Genomic DNA, 17,248 nt, shown 5'->3' on the forward strand with positions numbered 1-17,248 from the left:
CGCCCGTTATGCTGCCGTGAGCATGACCCGCATCATCGCCGGATTCGCCGGCTCCCTCACCCTCCGTGTTCCGCGTTCCGGCACCCGGCCCACGAGCGACCGCGTACGCGAGGCGATCTTCTCCGCTCTCGAGGCGCGAGACGCGATCGAGGGCGCCCGCGTGCTCGACCTGTACGCCGGATCCGGCGCGCTCGGACTCGAAGCCGCGAGCCGCGGAGCGACCGACGTCGTGCTCGTCGAACGCGCCAAGCCGGCGGCCGACGTCTGCCGCGCCAACGCCGACGCGCTGCTGAAGGCGATGCGCGGCCATTCGGCCCCGCACGTCAGGGTCGTCGTGCGCGCCGTCGCCGCCTATCTCGAAGGCGCACCGGGCGGAGTCGACATCGCGTTCATCGACCCGCCGTACGATCTCGCCGAAAGTGCACTCGCCCGCGACCTCGAGCTGCTCGCCCCGCTGCTCGCGCCCGACGCCGTCGTGATGGTCGAGCGGAGTTCCCGCTCGCCCGAGCCGCAGTGGCCGGAGGGCATCGCCGCCGAGCGTCGACGCGACTACGGCGAGACGACCCTCTGGTGGGCGAGCACGGCTCAGCCCGCCCTGCCGTCCCAGCCGGAATAGGGGTCCCACCCGACGGCGTCGATCGGGGCGCCGTCGACGAAGAGTTCGCCCGCGGCATCCGTCACCCGCCCGATGCGTTCGAAGGGTGCGGGCAGCGTCGTGGCGGGCGGAAACGTCGCGAGCAGGCCGTGGTCTTCGGCGCCGGCGAGCGCCAGTCGCGCGTCGGGGCCGAGCGCTGCGGCCGAGAAGTCGATGCCGACGCCGCTCGCCAGGGCGATGCGCCGGGCGTCACGGGCGAGTCCGTCGGAGACGTCGAGCATCGCCGTGGCCCCGGCGAGCGCAGCGGCGACCCCGGCTGCGACCGGCGGCGCCGGGGCGAGCTGGGCGGCGATCAGGGCCGGATGCCGGCCGCGGAGCGCATCGGCCGCATCGGCATCGGGCTCCCCCGCGGCATCCCGCGCCTCGTCGAAGAGCAGCGCGAGCCCGCGGGCGGCGTCGCCGCGCACGCCGGCGTGGGCGACGACGTCGCCCACCCGCGCCCCGCTGCGGGTCACCGGCGGCCGTCCCTCGAGGTCGCCGAAGGCGGTCACCGCGATCGTCAGGACCGTGGAGGCCGAGAGGTCGCCGCCGACCACCCCGGCGCCCGGCGCGAGCACGGCGAGCGCTTCGCGGAAGCCGTCGGCAATGCCCTCGAGCACCGTCGCGTCGGTCGACGGCGGGGCGGCGATCGCCACGACGAGGGCGGTCGGCCGGGCGCCCATGGCCGCGACATCCGTGAGGTTGGTGGCCGCGGCCTTCCAGCCGAGCTCGAACGGGGTCGACCAGGCGAGACGGAAGTCGGGGCCGTGCACCATGAGGTCGGTGGTCACGACGAATCGTCCGTCGGGCGCGGCGACGACCGCGGCATCGTCGCCGGCGCCGAGGAGCGCGGCATCGCCGGCGCGCAGCCGCGGCAGGATCCGCCCGAGCACGGCGTCTTCTCCGAGGTCGCCGACGGTTCGGGGGTGGGCCGCGGCATCCGCTCGCTGGGGCTCGTGCATGTCTCTCACGCTAGCGTGCGCGTCGTCGCCGGTTCGGCGGCCGACGCGCTGCGAGCGGTCAGAGGTGAGCACCGCGCTCCGGGTCGCCCGGCACCCAGCTCGAGCCGCGCGGCTCGCGATAGCCTGAACGGGATGACTGAGTCACCCTCGCCCGCCCGGCGGCACCGTCGATCCCGCGTGCTCCTCGCCGCTGCCGTGACGGCCGCGTCGGTCTTCGTGCTCGCCGCGTGCACCCAGATCGTTCCGGTCGACGCCGGCCCCGAAGCCCGCGATTCCGCCTGCGCTGCCGTCGTCGTGCGCCTGCCCGACACGCTCGCGAGGGACACCGAGGCCGAGCAGCCGAAGCGCGAGACCAATGCGCAGGGCACCGGGGCGTGGGGTACGCCCGCCTCGGTCGTGCTGCGCTGCGGCGCCGAGACCCCCGGCCCGACGACCGATCGCTGCGTCAGCGTCAACGGGGTCGACTGGGTCATCGACGAGACGGATGCCCCGCGCTACCTGTTCACCACCTACGGCCGCACGCCGGCCGTCGAAGTGCTCGTCGACAACGACGTGGTCTCGGGTACGACGGTGATCACCGAGCTCGCCGACGCCGTCTCGGTCATTCCGGCCGAGGGCGGCTGCACGACGCTCGACGAGACCTTCGGCTGATGCGACCGCCGACCGGCACCCGGCGTCGGAACGCCGCCGTCTAGAGGCTGCCCCGCGCGTGGCCGCCGTCGATGAGTTCGGCGATGAGATCGGGGTAGCTGAGCCCCGACTGCAGCCAGCACGTCGGGAACATCGAGATCGGGGTGAAGCCCGGCATCGTGTTGATCTCGTTCACGACGAAGCCCTCGCCCGTCAGGAACACGTCGACCCGGGCGAGCCCCTCGCCACCGATCGCCTCGAACGCCCGCCGCGCGATGCGCTGCAGCTCGAAGAGTTCGCCGTCGCCGAGGTCGGCCGGGCAGACGAGCTCGATGCCGGGGGCATCGAGGTACTTCGCCTCGAAGTCGTAGAAGTCGCGCCCGCTGACGACGACCTCGCCGGCGACGCTCACCCGCACGGATGTGCCGGCGCCGCCGAGCACTCCGCACTCGATCTCACGGCCGACGATCGCCGCCTCGACGATCACCGTTCCGTCTTCGGCGAAGGCGGTCTCGAGCGCGGCGTCGAGCGCCGACCAGTCGGCCACCTTGCTGACCCCGACCGAGGAACCCGCGCGAGCGGGCTTGACGAACACCGGCAGGCCGAGCGCCTTCGTGCGGCGCTCCCACAACTCACGGTCATCGGCGAGCGCAGCTCGGGTCAGGGTCACCCACGGCGCGACCGCGATGCCCGCACCCTCGAGCACGGTCTTCGTGAAGTGCTTGTCCATGCCGACCGCAGAGGCGAGCACGCCGTTGCCGACGTACGGCAGGCCGAGCAGCTCGAGCAGCCCCTGAACCGTGCCGTCTTCACCGAATCGGCCGTGCAGGATGGGGAAGACCACGTCGACGTCGCCGAGCGATCGTTCGCCCGCGGCATCCGTCACGCGCAGTTCTCGCGACGCCGCACTCTCGGGCCAGCGCACCCGACTGCCATTGTCGACGACCTCGGGCAGGTGTGCCGGGTCGAGGGCGAACCGATCGGGGTCGTCGGACTCCAGCACGAACGCACCGTCGCGGGTGATTCCGACCGGAATCACCTCGTACCGGCTACGGTCGATCGCTCGAAGCACCCCGCCCGCCGTGGCGCAGCTGATCGAATGCTCGCTGGAACGCCCTCCGAACAGCAGAACCACCCTGAGCTTGTCCATCGTTCGTCCTTTCGCCCTGCGGCTCGTCATCGGTCGTGAGGTGGGGCGCGATGTCCTTGGGGTCGAGGGTGCCCGCGAGCACCTGTCGCACCTGCTCGACGATGGGCATGTCGACGCCCATCGCTCGCGCCAGTTCGAGGATCGGTCCGACCGACGCGAGCCCCTCGGTGGTCTGCTGCATCTGATTGACGACGTCGTTCAGGTGGTACCCCTGGCCGAGCAGCCGACCGGCCGTGTTGTTGCGTGAGAGCGGCGACTGGCTCGTGGCGATGAGGTCGCCGAGTCCGGCGAGACCGGCGAGGGTCTCGGGGTGGGCGCCGTACGCGACCGCGAAATCGGTCATCTCGACGAGGCCTCGGGTGATGATCGAGGCCTTCGTGTTCTCGCCGTAGCCGACGCCGTCGACGATGCCGATCGCCACGGCGATGAGGTTCTTCAGCACGCCGCCGAACTCGGTGCCGATGACGTCGGTGTTCACGAACGAGCGGAAGTATCGGTTGCGGGCGACGGATGCCACGGACTGGGCCGTCTCGAGACTCGTGGAGGAGACGACCGCCGCCGTCGGCTGCTCCTTCGCGATCTCGAGGGCGAGGTTCGGCCCCGAGATCACGGCGATCTGCGACGGGTCGATGGGCAGCACCTCGGCGATGACCTCGCTCATGCGCTTGCCCGTGGACTTCTCGACGCCCTTCATGAGGGAGACGACGGTGGCGTTCGCGTGGAGGTGCGGCGCCATCGTGACGAGGTTGTCGCGAAGCGATTGACTCGGCACCGAGACGTAGACCTGCTCGGCTCCGGCGAGGGCGAGGTCGAGGCGACTCGTGGCGCGGAGGCCGATCGGCAGGTTCACGCCCGGGAGGTAGTCGCTGTTGCGCTTGGCCTCCTGGATCTCGCGCGCGAGTTCGGGTCGCCTCGCCCAGATCACGACGTCTGCGCCGCCATCGGCGAGGATCTTCGCGAACGTGGTGCCCCAGCTGCCGGCACCGAGCACGGCGACGCGCTTGCCGGCGGCCTTTCTCGCCGGAGTTCTAGTCTTCAATGCGGCCCGTCTCCTTCTGGCCGTGAGCCGTCGGATCCCAGCGTTCGGCCGGGGCCGGTTCGCCGCGCACTTCCGACAGCAGCTCGGCGATGGCGCTCATGAGCAGGTCTGTGGCCGCGAGGAGCGACCGCTGGTCGAGTGGCTTGCCACGGTAGGCACTGAGGTCGACCGGTTCGCCGACGATGACATCGATGGTCTTGCGGGGGAAGGGGTGGATCTTCTTCCCGTAGCGGGGCATGAGGTGCTGAGTGCCCCAGTGCGCGGCCGGGATGATCGGGATGCCGCGTTCGAGCGCGATGCGCACGGCCCCGCTCTTGCCGCGCATCGGCCACAGCTCGGGGTCGCGGGTGAGCGAACCCTCGGGGTAGACGACGACCATGCGACCCTTCTCGACGAGCTGCTCGGCCGCGCGGAGTGCCGCGTGGCTCTTGCTGCCCGCCCGCTCGACCGGGATCTGGCCCGAGGTGCGCAGCAACCAGCCGAGAACGGGGTTCTTGAAGAGCGACGCCTTCGCGAGGAACCGCGGCGCGCGACCGAGCTTCCAGACGGCTGCGCCGATGATGAGCGGGTCGATCTCGCTGTAGTGATTGGGAGCGAGCACGAACGCGCCGGACTGCGGCATCCGCTCGCGGTGGTGGAACCGGTAGCGGACCGCGACGCTCAGGGGCGGCAGTGCGATCGCGGCCAACAGCCAGAAGAACGAGGGGCGGCGGGTCTCCGAACGAGCCTTCGGCGAGGGGTTCGAGGACGAGTCGTCGTGTGGCACTCCCCCATTATCCTTCGAGTTCGAAGTCCGCCCCGAGCAGCTCGAGCTTCGTGATGAAGTCCTCGTAGCCGCGAGCGATGATTCCGACGTTCGAGACGGTGGAGCGTCCTTCGGCCGTGAGCGCGGCGATGAGGTGGCTGAAGCCGCCGCGCAGGTCGGGAACCTCGATGTCGGCGCCGGTGAGCTTCGACGGACCCGAGATGACCGCGGAGTGCTTGAAGTTGCGCTGTCCGAACCGGCAGCTCGCCGGACCGAGGCACTCCTTGTGCACCTCGATCGAGGCGCCCATCTCGACGAGCGCGTCGACGAAGCCGAAGCGCTGCTCGTAGACCGTCTCATGCACGATGGAAACGCCCTTGGCCTTGCTGAGGGCGACCACGAGCGGCTGCTGCCAGTCGGTCATGAAGCCGGGGTGCACGTCGGTCTCGATGATCACGGGCTTGAGCTCGCCACCGGGGTGGTAGAAGCGGATGCCGTCGTCCTCCACCTCGAAGTCGCCGCCGACCTTGCGGAAGACGTTGAGGAAGGTGAGCATCTCGGCCTGACGCGCGCCGCCGACGAAGATGTCGCCCTCGGTCGCGAGCGCGGCCGCAGCCCAGCTCGCGGCCTCGTTGCGGTCGAAGAGCGCGCGGTGCGTATAGCCGTCGAGCTTCTCGACTCCCTCGATGCGGATGACCCGGTCGGTGTCGACCGTGATGATCGCACCCATCTTCTGCAGGATGTTGATGAGATCCATGATCTCGGGCTCGATGGCCGCGCCGGAGAGCTCGGTGATGCCGTCGGCGAGCACCGCGGTCAGCAGCACCTGCTCGGTCGCTCCGACACTGGGGTACGGCAGAGCGACCTTCGCACCGTGCAGCCCGCCGGGTGCCGACATGCGGATGCCGCTCGGGAGCTTCTCGATGATGGCGCCGAAGTTGCGCAGCACCTCGAGGTGGTAGTCGATCGGGCGGTCGCCGATGCGGCAGCCGCCGAGGTCGGGGATGAACGCCTCGCCGAGACGGTGCAGCAGCGGTCCGCAGAAGAGGATCGGGATGCGGCTCGAGCCCGCGTGCGCGTCGATGTCGGCCATGTGCGCCGTCTCGACCGCCGAGGGGTCGAGGATCAGCTCGCCCTCGTCGACGCCCTGCGTGACGCTCACGCCGTGCACCTCGAGCAGGCCCCGCACGATGCGCACATCGCTGATGTTCGGCACGTCTTTCAAGACGCTCGGAGTGTCACCGAGGATCGCTGCGACCATCGCCTTGGTGACGAGGTTCTTCGCGCCCTTCAGCTCGATGCGGCCGCGGAGTGGCTTGCCGCCGTTGATCGTGATCTTGTCGACGTTCAAACCGACTGCCGTTCCATGGTTCTTGGCATCTTGCCCGAGTGTGTTCACAGACTCCCTGATTCCGCCGGCTCCCTGATGGGGAGCGTTTTCGGCCGCCACGCTTCTCGATGAGATTCGAATTCGGCGATTGCTGCTGCATCCCTGAGGGTGAGCCCGATGTCGTCGAGCCCCTCGAGCAGCCTCCACCGAGTGTAGTCGTCGATGTCGAACGGCACTCTGAGCGACCCTACGGTCACAGTTCGCTCAACGAGATCGACGGTCACGGGTATTCCCGGGTCGGCCTCGATGACCTCCCAGAGCCGCTCGATGTCTTCGTACGCGACCTGCGCGGCGACGAGGCCCTGCTTGCCGGCATTGCCGCGGAAGATGTCGCCGAATCGAGAACTGATGACGACGTCGAAGCCGAAGTCGCGCAGCGCCCAGACGGCGTGCTCGCGGCTCGAGCCGGTGCCGAAGTCGGGGCCGGCGATGAGCACCTTCACCCCTTGGTACTCGGGGCGGTTCAGGATGAAGTCGGGATCTTGACGCCAGGCGTAGAACAGGGCGTCGTCGAAGCCCGTCTTCGTGACGCGCTTCAGGAACACGGCGGGGATGATCTGGTCGGTGTCGACGTTCGAACGCCGCAGCGGTGCCGCGGTGCCCGTGACGGTGGTGATCTTCTCCATGGTCAGTTCCCCTCCCCTGCGGTCTGCAGATCCCACGGGCTCGACAGCGTGCCGCGGATCGCGGTGGCCGCCGCGACGAGCGGCGAGACGAGGTGCGTGCGACCGCCCTTGCCCTGGCGCCCCTCGAAGTTGCGGTTCGACGTCGAGGCGCACCGCTCGCCGGGGGCGAGCTGGTCGGGATTCATGCCGAGGCACATCGAGCAGCCCGCGAAGCGCCACTCGGCGCCGAACTCGGTGATGATCTTGTCGAGCCCTTCGGCCTCGGCCTCGAGCCGCACGCGGGCCGAGCCCGGCACGACCATGACCCGCACGCCGTCGGCCTTCTGCTTGCCCTTGATGATCGAGGCGAACGCGCGCAGGTCTTCGATGCGGCTGTTGGTGCACGAGCCCATGAATACGGCGTCGACCTTGATGTCTTTCAGCGGCGTGCCGGGCTCGAGCGCCATGTACTCGAGCGCGCGTTCCGCGGCCGCCCGCTCGTGCTGGTCGGGGATCGCCGCGGGGTCGGGCACGGTCTCGGAGAGCGAGACGCCCTGACCGGGGTTCGTGCCCCAGGTGACGAACGGCTCGAGCGTGTCGGCGTCGATGAACACCTCGGCGTCGAACGTCGCACCCTCATCGGTCGCGAGGGTCTGCCAGTATTCGACGGCGGCGTCCCAGTCAGCGCCCCGGGGTGCGTGATCGCGACCCTCGAGGTACTCGTAGGTCGTGGCATCCGGCGCCACCATGCCGGCTCGTGCGCCCGCCTCGATCGACATGTTGCAGATCGTCATGCGGCCGTCCATCGAGAGCGCGCGGATGGCGCTGCCGCGGTACTCGAGCACGTAGCCCTGCCCGCCGCCGGTGCCGATCTTCGCGATCACGGCGAGGATGATGTCTTTCGCGGTGACGCCCGGGCGCAGCGAACCCTCGACGTTGATCGCCATCGTCTTGAAGGGCTTGAGCGGCAGGGTCTGCGTGGCGAGCACGTGCTCGACCTCGCTCGTGCCGATGCCGAACGCCATCGCGCCGAATGCGCCGTGGGTCGACGTGTGCGAGTCGCCGCACACCACCGTGATGCCGGGCTGCGTGAGACCGAGCTGCGGGCCGACGACGTGCACGATGCCCTGCTCCTTGTCGCCGAGCGAGTGCAGGCGGATGCCGAACTCGGCGGCGTTGCGGCGAAGCGTCTCGATCTGCGTGCGGCTCGTGAGGTCGGCGATCGGCTTGTCGATGTCGAGCGTCGGGGTGTTGTGGTCTTCGGTCGCGATCGTCAGGTCGGGACGGCGCACCGGGCGGCCGGCCATGCGCAGGCCGTCGAAGGCCTGCGGGCTCGTGACCTCGTGCACGAGGTGCAGGTCGATGTAGATGAGGTCGGGAGTGCCGTCTTCACCCTGCTTGACCAGGTGGGCGTTCCAGACCTTCTCAGCCAGGGTGCGCGGGTGCTGGCCCGTCGCGACAGCGCTGTTCGGGGATGCTGCGTTCATGCGTTCGTCTTCCTCAGTTCCGGGGGTCAGCCGACGACGGACTCCGCGGCGGGGATGGCCTCAGAACGAAGCCCCGCCGCGGCACCGAAGGAGAAGACGTCGTCGTGCGCGCACACCCACAGGCTAACACCTCGGAATCGACGCACTCACCAGCTCGCGCCTGATGACCGCTCGATCGTCACGACGAACGATCAGGGCCTCTCATCGTCGTCGGAGCCGAGCACGGACTCGACGACGATCGCCGTCACGTTGTCCCGACCGCCGTGCGCGAGCGCGGCATCGACGAGTTCGCCCGCGAGTCCAGCCGCGTGGCCCGTATCGCCCGCGAGGATGTGGGCGATCGATCGGTCGTCGACCTCTTTCGAGAGACCGTCGCTGCACACGAGGAACACCTGACGCCCTGACACGGGGATCAGCCACACGTCGGGATCGACGAACTCATCGGCCCCGAGCGCCCGAGTGATGACGTTGCGGTCGGGATGCCGCTCGGCGTCTTCTGGCTTGATGAGTCCGGCGTCCACGAGCTCCTGCACGGCCGAATGGTCGACACTCAGCTGCTCGAGCGTGCTGCCGTCCCAGGAGTAGACCCGCGAGTCGCCGATGTTGAAGACCATCCAGTGGAACCCCGCGCCGTCGCCGGCATCGACCAGCGCGATGCCCGAGAGCGTCGTGCCAGCGACGGCAGTGCCCTCTTCGCCCTCCTCGCTGAGCGCTCGGACGGCTTCATTGGAGGTGTGGATCGCATCGAGCACCTGCTCGGGCGACGATGGCACCCCGAGCTGCAGATGTCTTGAGAACGTCTCGATCACGGCCTGGCTCGCGGCGTCACCGCGGGCATGACCGCCCATGCCGTCGGCGACGAGGTAGACCGGCGCCTCGGCGAGGAAGGAGTCTTCATTCACGCTGCGCACGCGACCGACATCAGTTCGCGCGCTGTGCGCGATGAGCGCTGACCCGTGCGTCAGGGCGACGACGCCCTCGCCATCACCTGACACGGTTCTCCTCGATCGAGTGGGGAAGCGGGCGGCGGCCGCGACGATGCATCCGGGCGCCGAGCCTCCACGCTAGCAACTCCCGCGCCGTGCCGACGCCGGTGGAGGGCCTCAGCGGCCGTCGGTGTGCGAATCCTCGGTGAAGTGAGGCACCTCGTCCATGAGCTTGTGCCCACGGGACTTCGCGTCGAGCCGGGCCTTCACGAGGCTCGCGACGGTCGCCACCGCCATGGCTGCGAGGATCACGCCGAGCGACATCCACGTGGAGATCTCGGGTGCCCACTCGATGTGCTCGCCCCCGTTGATGAACGGCAGCTCGTTCACGTGCATCGCGTGGAGCACGAGCTTCACCCCGATGAACGCGAGGATGAAGGCGATGCCGTACTTGAGGTACTCGAGGCGCTCGAGCAGTCCGCCGAGCAGGAAGTAGAGCTGCCTCAGGCCCATGAGCGCGAACACGTTCGCCGTGAAGACGATGAACGGGCTCTGCGTGATGCCGAAGATCGCCGGAATCGAATCGAGGGCGAAGAGCAGGTCGGTCGTACCGATCGCGACGAAGACGATGAGCATCGGCGTGAAGAATCGCTTGCCGTCGATGACCGTGCGGAGCTTGACCCCGTCGTACTCGTCGGTGAGCGCGACCCGCCGGCGGAGGATCCGCACGATGAAGGTGTCGCTGTCGTCGTCTTCGTGGCTGTCGCGCACCTGCTGGATCGCCGTCCAGACGAGCCAGGCACCGAAGATGTAGAAGATCCACGAGAAGTTCTCGATGAGCGAGGCGCCCAGCAGGATGAAGATGCCGCGCAGCACGAGGGCGATGATGATGCCCACCATGAGCACCTCCTGCTGCAGCTTCCGCGGTACCGAGAACTTCGCCATGATGATGACGAACACGAAGAGGTTGTCGATCGAGAGGCTGTACTCCGTCAGCCATCCGGCGAGGAACTGGCCTCCGTGCTCGGCATCGCCGAGCACGAACATGAGCCCCGCGAAGATGAGCGCGAGCACGACGTAGAAGACGACCCAGAGCGTCGATTCCTTGATCGACGGCACGTGAGGCCGCTTCAATACGAGCAGGAGATCGGCGACGAGGATCAAGGTCAGGATGACGAGGGATCCGACTTCGAACCAGACGGGGAGATCGAGCACGTTGTGCCTTTCGGAGTATGCGGGGACGACGGAATCCGAAAGTCTCTCCCCCTGCGTGCACAGGTCCCACGCCCGGAGCGGCGACGACGGCGCTCGTACTGACGATCGTGGGTCGAGGCCGGGCCTCGCGGGATACTCCCCTTCGCTTCCGAGAGTCTAGTCGAAACGGCCGTGCGACCGGGCGCACCCGGGCGCAGGCTTCTGTTCCGTTCGCGCCCGTAGAATCGTGGTCCGCACGAGAAGGAGCGCCAGTGAGCCCCACACCACCCGTCCGCCAGTACCGTCCCTCCCCGGGTTCCGCCCTCGTCGGGTATGCGATCTTCGCGAGCCGCTGGCTGCAGGCACCGCTCTACCTCGGCCTGATCGTCGCGCAGGCGATCTACGTCGTCGTCTTCATGGTCGAGTTGTGGCACCTCGGCGAGGGGGTGATCGCGCATCCCGAGAAGATCGAGGAGGCCGACATCATGCTCGCCGTGCTCGGGCTCATCGATGTCGTGATGATCGCGAACCTGCTCATCATGGTGATCATCGGCGGCTACGAGACCTTCGTCTCGCGCATCAACGTCGACGGCCACCCCGACCAGCCGGAGTGGCTCTCGCACGTGAACGCCAACGTGCTGAAGGTCAAGCTTGCGATGGCCATCATCGGCATCTCGTCGATCCACCTGTTGAAGACCTTCATCGAGGTCGGCGACATGACCGACGGCGTCGCGAAGGGCACGGAGACCGGCCAGGACTACAGCTCGGAGGGTGTCATGTGGCAGGTCATCATCCACACCGTCTTCATCCTCTCGGCGCTCGCGCTCGCATGGATCGACCGGATGTCGTACCACAAGGTCGCGCCGCACGAGGTGCACGACGGCGTCGCCGTCGCCTATCCCGACGCCCGCTCGGGCCTCGGCGGCACCGAGGCGCCGGAATTCGCCGACACCGACGCGCGCCACTGACGGCAGCGCGGTGCGGCATCGATCGGGATGCCGCACCGCGCCGCAGACCTGGCGCGCTCCAACGCAGAAGGGCGCACCGCGCCAGATGCACCGATCGACGCCGGAAACGCCGAAAGCCCTCGCAGAAGCGAGGGCTTTCAGGTGGTTGTCGCATGTCACATGCGTGACCCCAGCGGGATTTGAACCCGCGCTGCCGCCGTGAGAGGGCGGTGTCCTAGGCCGCTAAACGATGGGGCCGAATCGACAACTTGAAGAGTATGACACAGCTTCGGGGCCGCTGCAAAATCGAGGCCGACGCCGCATCCACCGCCTGAAGCCACTCGCCGATCGACCCGTTCAGACGAACACGGAAAGCGCCCCGGGCACGATCTCGACGTCGATCGGCAGCGACCCGATGCGCTCACCGTCGGCGTACGCGATGATGTCGTCGGCCTCGATGCGCACCTCGCGTGCGGTGAGGAACTCGACGGCCGGATGGTCGGAGTGCCGGCCCGCGAACACCTTCGGGAACACCGCGACGAGCCGCGCCCGCGAGAGCGGATGCACGATGAACACGTCGAGCAGGCCATCGCCGAGGTCGGCGTGCGGCACGATGCGCATGCCGCCGCCGAGCGAGGAGTTGTTGGCCACGGAGACGAGCATCGCCCGTTGCTCGCGGCGCACCCCGTCGACGGTGATGGTGTAGCGGCGCGGGCGGAAGGTGATGAGCTCGCGCACCATGGCGAGCGTGTATCGGCTCGGCCCTCTCGGACGCGTCATCCGGTTCGCCCGTTCGTTGACGACGGCGTCGAAGCCGGTCGAGACGACCGACGCGAACCAGGTGCGCAAGGCCCCGTGCCGGATGAGTCCGGCATCGATACGTCGAGGCTCACGACCGAGCGCCTCCACGAGCGCGTCGGTCGCCGCTGCCGGGTCGTCGTGCGGCAGTCCGAGGCCGCGCGCGAGGTCGTTGCCCGTGCCGGCGGCCACGATGCCGAGCGGCACGCCGGTGCCCGCGAGCAGGTTCACGCCGAGCGACACCATGCCGTCGCCGCCGACCACGACCAGCCCATCGGTGCCGAGTTCGAACGCCGACTCGGCTTCGCGGCGGAGCAGTTCGAAGTTCGCCTCGCGTAGCACCGACACCTCGTACCCCTCGCGCATCAACCGCTCGGTCACGGCCGGGCCGACCGCGCGGTTGCGCCCGAACGACGCCGCGGGATTGATCGCGACGAGGAGCCGCCTTGGAGCGCTGGGCATGCAGCGATTCTGGCAGGCCCGCCGCTTGCGCACCGACCACGCGCGGGTGTTGGCTCGGAGCATGCGCCTCACCAAGCTCGAACACGCCGCGCTCGTCGTCGATGACTCCGGCGACAGGCTCTACGTCGATCCCGGCAAGTTCACGACGCCGATCACCGAGTCGGGGGGCGCGATCGCCGTCGTCATCACCCACCAGCACGATGATCACTGGACGCCGGAGCAGCTCGCCCGCATCGTCGAGGCCAACCCCGAGGTGCGCATCTTCGGACCGGCAGGCGTCGCCTTGGCGGCCGCCGATTTCCCCGTCGAAACCGTCTCGGCCGGGGACACGGTCGAAGTCGGGCCGTTCCGGCTGCGATTCTTCGGCGGGCGACACGCGGTGATCCACGCGTCGATCCCCGTGATCGACAACCTCGGCGTGCTCGTGAACGACGCCCTCTACTACGGCGGCGATTCGCTCATCCTCCCCGACGTGACCGTCGACGTGCTCGCGGCCCCGGTCGGCGCACCGTGGATGAAGACGAGCGAGGCGATGGACTACGTCATCGGCGTCGCCCCGCGGCGCGCCTTCCCGACCCACGAGATGCTGCTCTCGCGTGCCGGAAAGGATCTCTTCAACACCCGGCTGAAGTGGGCGACGGAACAGGGCGGTGGCGAGTACCTCCCGCTCGAGCCGGGCGACACGCTCGACTTCTGATCAGGCTCCGGATGCCGCTGAACCCTCGACCTTCACGGTGAAGGCCTGCGCCCGCGGGGCCGCGAGCGGAGTCATCCGCACTTCGACGCGGAGTCGCCCCGATGCGCCGGCGAGGAACCACACAAGGTGGTCCGGGGAGTCGCACCTCGCGTCGACTGGGGTCGCGCTCTCCGCCGTGCGCCCGCCGACGGCGAGCCACGCAGCCTCGATGGCTGTGCGGCGCTCCTCGAACGGAACATCGAGCGGCACGTTCGTCGCGAGCACCGCCGACGCAGTGGCATCCGACCAGTCGACGACGAGCCTGCTGAGAGCGACGGATGCCTCCACCGTCTCGGGCCACGGCACCGGCGCGGGTGTGACGGGGCTTCGCCGCTCGGCCGCCGCCAGCACGAGTCGGAGCGCCTGCTCCGCCCCTTGCGAGACCTTCGCGTACGTCGCGTTCTCGAGTGCGACGACGCCGAGCCCCGACGCCGTGTGCCAGCGCATGTGCGCGCTGAACCCGGGATAGCCGCCCGAGTGCGATGCGATGGGGCCGAACCGCTCGTCGTGCTCGACGAACAGGCCGAAGCCGTACCCGGAGACGAGCGGAAGCACTGCTGCCGGTTCGACGGGCGGCGCCGGAGTGCCGTTCGCCGGCGCAGCGCTCGGCCGCTTGGCGGCGACCCGCATGAGCTGCTGCATCTCGCGCCGGCTCGCGGAACCGAGCGGGCCGCGCTCATCACCCGCCCAGGCCGCGGCGAGCCATCCCGCCCACTCGGCCAAGCTCCTCGCCGAGGCGAAGAGCCCGCCGATGGCGGAGAACACGCCAGGTCCGGTGAACGGAAGCGCGCGCCATCCCTCGCCATCGGCCCGCCGATAGCCCGTCGCCACCGCCGCCCCCTCGTCGCCGGGTCGCTCGAAGTGCATGTCGAGGCCGAGCGGTTCGATGAATTCGCGCGAGACGAATTCCGTGAACGCCATGCCCGCCACGCGCTCGACGACCTGACCGAGCACGGCGTAGCCGAGGTTCGAGTACTCGAACGCGGTGCCGGGCACGGAGGTGCAACGGACGCCCGCGGTGAGCAGCGCGCGGAACGCCTCACGCGTCATCGACTCCTCGCGATCGGCCCACGGGTCGTCGGTGGGCAGCCCGCCCGACATCGTCATGAGCATGCGCAAGGTCGGCGCGACGTCGAAGCCGCCGGGCACCTCGGGCGAGAACTCGGGCACGAACGAGCGCGCGGGGCGGTCGAGATCGAGGAGCCCTCGATCGCGGAGCAGGATCAGCGCCGCGGCGGTGAAGCTCTTCGTGCAACTCGCGATGCGGAAGAGCGTCTCGGGGCCGGCGGATGATCCGCCCACTCCCCCGAGTTCGGCATCACCCGAGCAGCCTGCGGCCACCACACCGCCGCGGTCGAACACCGCCCAACTCGAGCCGGGCGCGGTGCCCGCGGCGAGGCGCCCGGTGAAGACCGCCTCCACGGCCTGGATGGTGTCCGCGGCGACGGTCATGTGCCTCCCTCGTGATCCACCCGCCGGCGCGGGCCGCAACCAGCGTACAAGTCGGAGGTTTGATACGAGGATGCCCCGTGCGCCTGTAGCTCGCCCACAAGGAACGCCGGCGGCGATCTGATTCTGTTGGCGGTTTGCACACATCTTCTGCGGCATCCATTGACGAAATCTCGACCGCTGGTACGTTCATGACACTTCGCGGATGTTCTGCTCATCCGATCATGCCAACGCCGGCATTCTCGGGTGCGCGAACTTCCTCGCCGTATGCGCCGGCTCACCCGCACCGACGCTCGGCGGACGACCATCGCACCGGTCGTGAACCCACCCCCACCCCGGCACGCACTGTCGCGCGCCCGCACCTCTGGAGTCTCAATGTCGAGAATCGAACCCGAATCAGAGCACCGCCACGGCGTCGGGCTCAAGATCACCGTCGTCGTGCTCGCCCTCGCACTCGCGACGATGACCACGCTCTTCCTGCTCACGACCGGGAAACTGGCCGGCGGTGCGGATCAGCTCTCATCGGGTGCTTCACGCGCAGACGATGGCTCGTCCCGACTCTCCGTCGGCGCGACCACCCTCGCCGACGGCGCAGCCGACCTCACCGACGGCGCAACCCGTGCCGCCGGTGGCGCCGAGAAGGTCTCGGCGGGTGCCGGTTCGGCGGCCGAGGGTGCGGAGCGGCTCCGACTCGGCGCGGCGAAGGCCGCGACCGGCGCAGCGACCGTGGCCGATGGAGCGGCATTGAGCGCGAACGGCGCCGCCGAGCTCGCCGCGGGTGCCGACAAGGCCGCAACGGGATCGGTCGGCATCTCCGACGGCATCACCCGCGCGGCGGCCGGCGCCGCTGAGGTGCAGAGCGGTGCATCGCAGATCTCCGCCGCGAACGGCGAGATCGCCGGCAAGTCGTCCCTGCTCAGCGCCGGTGCGCGCGCGGTGGCAGTCGGAGCCGCGACGGTCCGCGACGGGGTGCGTGCAGCCGACGACGGCGCAGCGGCAGTGGCCGCCGGTGCGGTCGATGTGCAAGCGGGCGCCGACCAGGTCGAGGCAGGCCTCAATACCCTCAAGCCCGGGTTGGACGCCATGAACGCGGGGGCATCGGGACTCGCTGCCGGTACGGCGTCGCTGCAGGGCGGCGCCGCCGACCTCGCCTCCGCGAACACCGCCCTCGCCGCCGGGCTCACGACTCTGCGGGCCCAGCTCGCCGCAGGCGGGGCGTCGGCCGAGCTGCTCGGCGCTGTCGACCAGCTGCTCGGCGGTGCGTCCGCTGCCGCGTCAGGGGCGGGCGGCCTCTCGGCAGGCGCGAAGAGCGCGGCCGAAGGAGCCGCGACGCTCGAACGGGGTGTGAAGGCGGCGCACGGCGGGGTGTTCGCGCTCGCCGCAGGCGCCTCGGAGCTCTCAGCTGGCGCGGATGAGCTCGCCGCGGGCACCGCGGAGCTCAGCACGGGGATCGGGCCGCTCACCGCCGGTGCCACGACCCTCGCCGACAAGACCGTCACCCTCGCGGCCGGCAACAGCCTGCTCGCGGGCGGAGCCGCGACGCTGTTCTCGAAGACCGGTGAGCTCGTGGTCGGCACCGCCCGACTGGGCGACGGCACCGCGACGCTCGACCAGCGTGTCGACGAATTGGTCGCCGGCACACAGAAGGTCGCCGTCGGTGCCACGAGCCTGTCCTCGGGAGCCGATCGTCTCTCGGTGGGAGCGAGCGAGCTTTCTGCCGGCACCAACGAGTTGGGTGTCGGCGCGGCGAACCTCGCGGCGGGCACCGGGACCCTTCAGCGCGGTGCATCCGAACTCGCCACCGGCACCACCGACCTCGCCGACGGGTCGAAGCAACTCGCCGGTGGTGCATCCGAGCTCGCCGACGGCGCGGGCGAACTGAACGACGGAACGGCTCAGCTCGCCGACGGGAGCGCAACGCTCGCCACCGGCGCCGCGGGCGTCTCCCCTGCGACCCTGCTGCCGTGGCTGTTCGTCGTGCTCGGACTCGGCGCCGCAGCGATCGCCGGTTGGGTCACGCACCGCGTGCGGTTCGCACGACGGGAGATGGTCGCCGCCTGACGGGTGCGGCGAGTGCCGCTGGGCGGCGGCCCT

The 17,248-nt window shown here is 69.6% G+C and carries 16 protein-coding genes and 1 tRNA gene; 5 read left to right on the forward strand and 12 right to left on the reverse strand.

Annotated elements, in window-relative coordinates:
* Positions 1–22 precede the first annotated feature (22 nt).
* A complete protein-coding gene (gene rsmD, locus DCE93_RS09080; protein WP_108595605.1) occupies positions 23–616 on the forward strand; it encodes a 16S rRNA (guanine(966)-N(2))-methyltransferase RsmD in 594 nt (197 codons plus the stop codon).
* Here the strand turns inward: rsmD and thiL are convergent.
* Entirely contained in the window at positions 586–1,596 is a 1,011-nt protein-coding gene (thiL, locus tag DCE93_RS09085) for a thiamine-phosphate kinase (RefSeq protein ID WP_108596680.1), read from the reverse strand. The genes rsmD and thiL overlap by 31 nt on opposite strands.
* A gap of 132 nt (positions 1,597–1,728) precedes the next feature.
* Here thiL and DCE93_RS09090 point away from each other — a divergent pair, with 132 nt between their 5' ends.
* Positions 1,729–2,247 carry a DUF3515 domain-containing protein gene (locus tag DCE93_RS09090; protein ID WP_108595606.1) on the forward strand — a complete coding sequence of 173 codons (519 nt, stop codon included), beginning with the start codon at positions 1,729–1,731 and terminating at the stop codon, positions 2,245–2,247.
* Positions 2,248–2,287: 40 nt separating this feature from the next.
* Here DCE93_RS09090 and DCE93_RS09095 read toward each other — a convergent pair whose 3' ends face one another.
* The 8 genes from DCE93_RS09095 to DCE93_RS09130 form a co-directional block, all read right to left on the reverse strand.
* Positions 2,288–3,376 carry a D-alanine--D-alanine ligase family protein gene (locus DCE93_RS09095; protein ID WP_108595607.1) on the reverse strand — a complete coding sequence of 363 codons (1,089 nt, stop codon included), beginning with the start codon at positions 3,374–3,376 and terminating at the stop codon, positions 2,288–2,290.
* Positions 3,276–4,415 (reverse strand): NAD(P)H-dependent glycerol-3-phosphate dehydrogenase, encoded by a 1,140-nt coding sequence (locus tag DCE93_RS09100; protein WP_235825234.1) that lies wholly within the window; start codon positions 4,413–4,415, stop codon positions 3,276–3,278. Before DCE93_RS09100 ends, DCE93_RS09095 begins: the two co-directional genes overlap by 101 nt.
* Entirely contained in the window at positions 4,405–5,181 is a 777-nt protein-coding gene (locus DCE93_RS09105) for a lysophospholipid acyltransferase family protein (RefSeq protein ID WP_235825233.1), read from the reverse strand. Before DCE93_RS09105 ends, DCE93_RS09100 begins: the two co-directional genes overlap by 11 nt.
* A 7-nt stretch (positions 5,182–5,188) precedes the next feature.
* Entirely contained in the window at positions 5,189–6,559 is a 1,371-nt protein-coding gene (gene murA / locus DCE93_RS09110; RefSeq protein WP_108595609.1) for a UDP-N-acetylglucosamine 1-carboxyvinyltransferase, read from the reverse strand.
* Entirely contained in the window at positions 6,556–7,176 is a 621-nt protein-coding gene (leuD, locus tag DCE93_RS09115) for a 3-isopropylmalate dehydratase small subunit (protein ID WP_108595610.1), read from the reverse strand. The genes murA and leuD overlap by 4 nt, the downstream gene beginning before the upstream one ends.
* A 2-nt stretch (positions 7,177–7,178) precedes the next feature.
* The gene (leuC, locus tag DCE93_RS09120; protein ID WP_108595611.1) at positions 7,179–8,642 is read right to left on the reverse strand and encodes a 3-isopropylmalate dehydratase large subunit; all 1,464 of its coding nucleotides are present in this window, start codon (positions 8,640–8,642) and stop codon (positions 7,179–7,181) included.
* A 191-nt stretch (positions 8,643–8,833) separates the two neighbouring features.
* The gene (locus DCE93_RS09125; RefSeq protein WP_244284132.1) at positions 8,834–9,637 is read right to left on the reverse strand and encodes a PP2C family protein-serine/threonine phosphatase; all 804 of its coding nucleotides are present in this window, start codon (positions 9,635–9,637) and stop codon (positions 8,834–8,836) included.
* Between the two features lie 108 nt (positions 9,638–9,745).
* Positions 9,746–10,783 carry a TerC family protein gene (locus DCE93_RS09130; protein WP_108595612.1) on the reverse strand — a complete coding sequence of 346 codons (1,038 nt, stop codon included), beginning with the start codon at positions 10,781–10,783 and terminating at the stop codon, positions 9,746–9,748.
* A 251-nt stretch (positions 10,784–11,034) separates the two neighbouring features.
* On the opposite strand from DCE93_RS09130, the gene DCE93_RS09135 reads away from it, so the two are divergent.
* A complete protein-coding gene (locus DCE93_RS09135; RefSeq protein ID WP_244284133.1) occupies positions 11,035–11,730 on the forward strand; it encodes a TIGR00645 family protein in 696 nt (231 codons plus the stop codon).
* Positions 11,731–11,894: 164 nt separating this feature from the next.
* On the opposite strand, the gene DCE93_RS09140 is transcribed toward DCE93_RS09135, so the two are convergent.
* Together DCE93_RS09140 and DCE93_RS09145 are read right to left on the reverse strand one after the other, a co-directional pair.
* Positions 11,895–11,967: transfer RNA gene (locus tag DCE93_RS09140), tRNA-Glu, on the reverse strand.
* Between the two features lie 99 nt (positions 11,968–12,066).
* Positions 12,067–12,969: a diacylglycerol/lipid kinase family protein gene (locus tag DCE93_RS09145; RefSeq protein WP_108595614.1), complete on the reverse strand. Its 903-nt coding sequence runs from the start codon at positions 12,967–12,969 to the stop codon at positions 12,067–12,069.
* A gap of 61 nt (positions 12,970–13,030) precedes the next feature.
* Between DCE93_RS09145 and DCE93_RS09150 the strand changes: the two genes are divergently transcribed.
* Positions 13,031–13,666 carry an MBL fold metallo-hydrolase gene (locus DCE93_RS09150; protein WP_108596683.1) on the forward strand — a complete coding sequence of 212 codons (636 nt, stop codon included), beginning with the start codon at positions 13,031–13,033 and terminating at the stop codon, positions 13,664–13,666.
* Here DCE93_RS09150 and DCE93_RS09155 read toward each other — a convergent pair whose 3' ends face one another.
* Complete coding sequence (locus DCE93_RS09155; protein ID WP_168186191.1) at positions 13,667–15,157, reverse strand: serine hydrolase domain-containing protein; 1,491 nt, start codon at positions 15,155–15,157, stop codon at positions 13,667–13,669. It lies immediately after the preceding gene.
* A 372-nt stretch (positions 15,158–15,529) separates the two neighbouring features.
* Between DCE93_RS09155 and DCE93_RS09160 the strand changes: the two genes are divergently transcribed.
* The gene (locus DCE93_RS09160; RefSeq protein ID WP_165906087.1) at positions 15,530–17,215 is read left to right on the forward strand and encodes a YhgE/Pip domain-containing protein; all 1,686 of its coding nucleotides are present in this window, start codon (positions 15,530–15,532) and stop codon (positions 17,213–17,215) included.
* Positions 17,216–17,248: the final 33 nt, after the last annotated feature.

This window comes from Agromyces badenianii, assembly GCF_003070885.1.
In the GTDB taxonomy this organism is placed as follows: domain Bacteria; phylum Actinomycetota; class Actinomycetes; order Actinomycetales; family Microbacteriaceae; genus Agromyces; species Agromyces badenianii.

Bases quoted from the DNA above. Each gene is read 5' to 3' on its own strand.
- DCE93_RS09145 (WP_108595614.1), bottom strand. From the start codon at position 12,969: ATGCCCAGCGCTCCAAGGCGGCTCCTCGTCGCGATCAATCCCGCGGCG.
- DCE93_RS09155 (WP_168186191.1), bottom strand. From the start codon at position 15,157: ATGACCGTCGCCGCGGACACCATCCAGGCCGTGGAGGCGGTCTTCACC.
- DCE93_RS09150 (WP_108596683.1), top strand. From the start codon at position 13,031: ATGCGCCTCACCAAGCTCGAACACGCCGCGCTCGTCGTCGATGACTCC.
- DCE93_RS09090 (WP_108595606.1), top strand. From the start codon at position 1,729: ATGACTGAGTCACCCTCGCCCGCCCGGCGGCACCGTCGATCCCGCGTG.
- thiL (WP_108596680.1), bottom strand. From the start codon at position 1,596: ATGCACGAGCCCCAGCGAGCGGATGCCGCGGCCCACCCCCGAACCGTC.
- leuC (WP_108595611.1), bottom strand. From the start codon at position 8,642: ATGAACGCAGCATCCCCGAACAGCGCTGTCGCGACGGGCCAGCACCCG.
- DCE93_RS09160 (WP_165906087.1), top strand. From the start codon at position 15,530: ATGTCGAGAATCGAACCCGAATCAGAGCACCGCCACGGCGTCGGGCTC.
- DCE93_RS09095 (WP_108595607.1), bottom strand. From the start codon at position 3,376: ATGGACAAGCTCAGGGTGGTTCTGCTGTTCGGAGGGCGTTCCAGCGAG.
- rsmD (WP_108595605.1), top strand. From the start codon at position 23: ATGACCCGCATCATCGCCGGATTCGCCGGCTCCCTCACCCTCCGTGTT.
- leuD (WP_108595610.1), bottom strand. From the start codon at position 7,176: ATGGAGAAGATCACCACCGTCACGGGCACCGCGGCACCGCTGCGGCGT.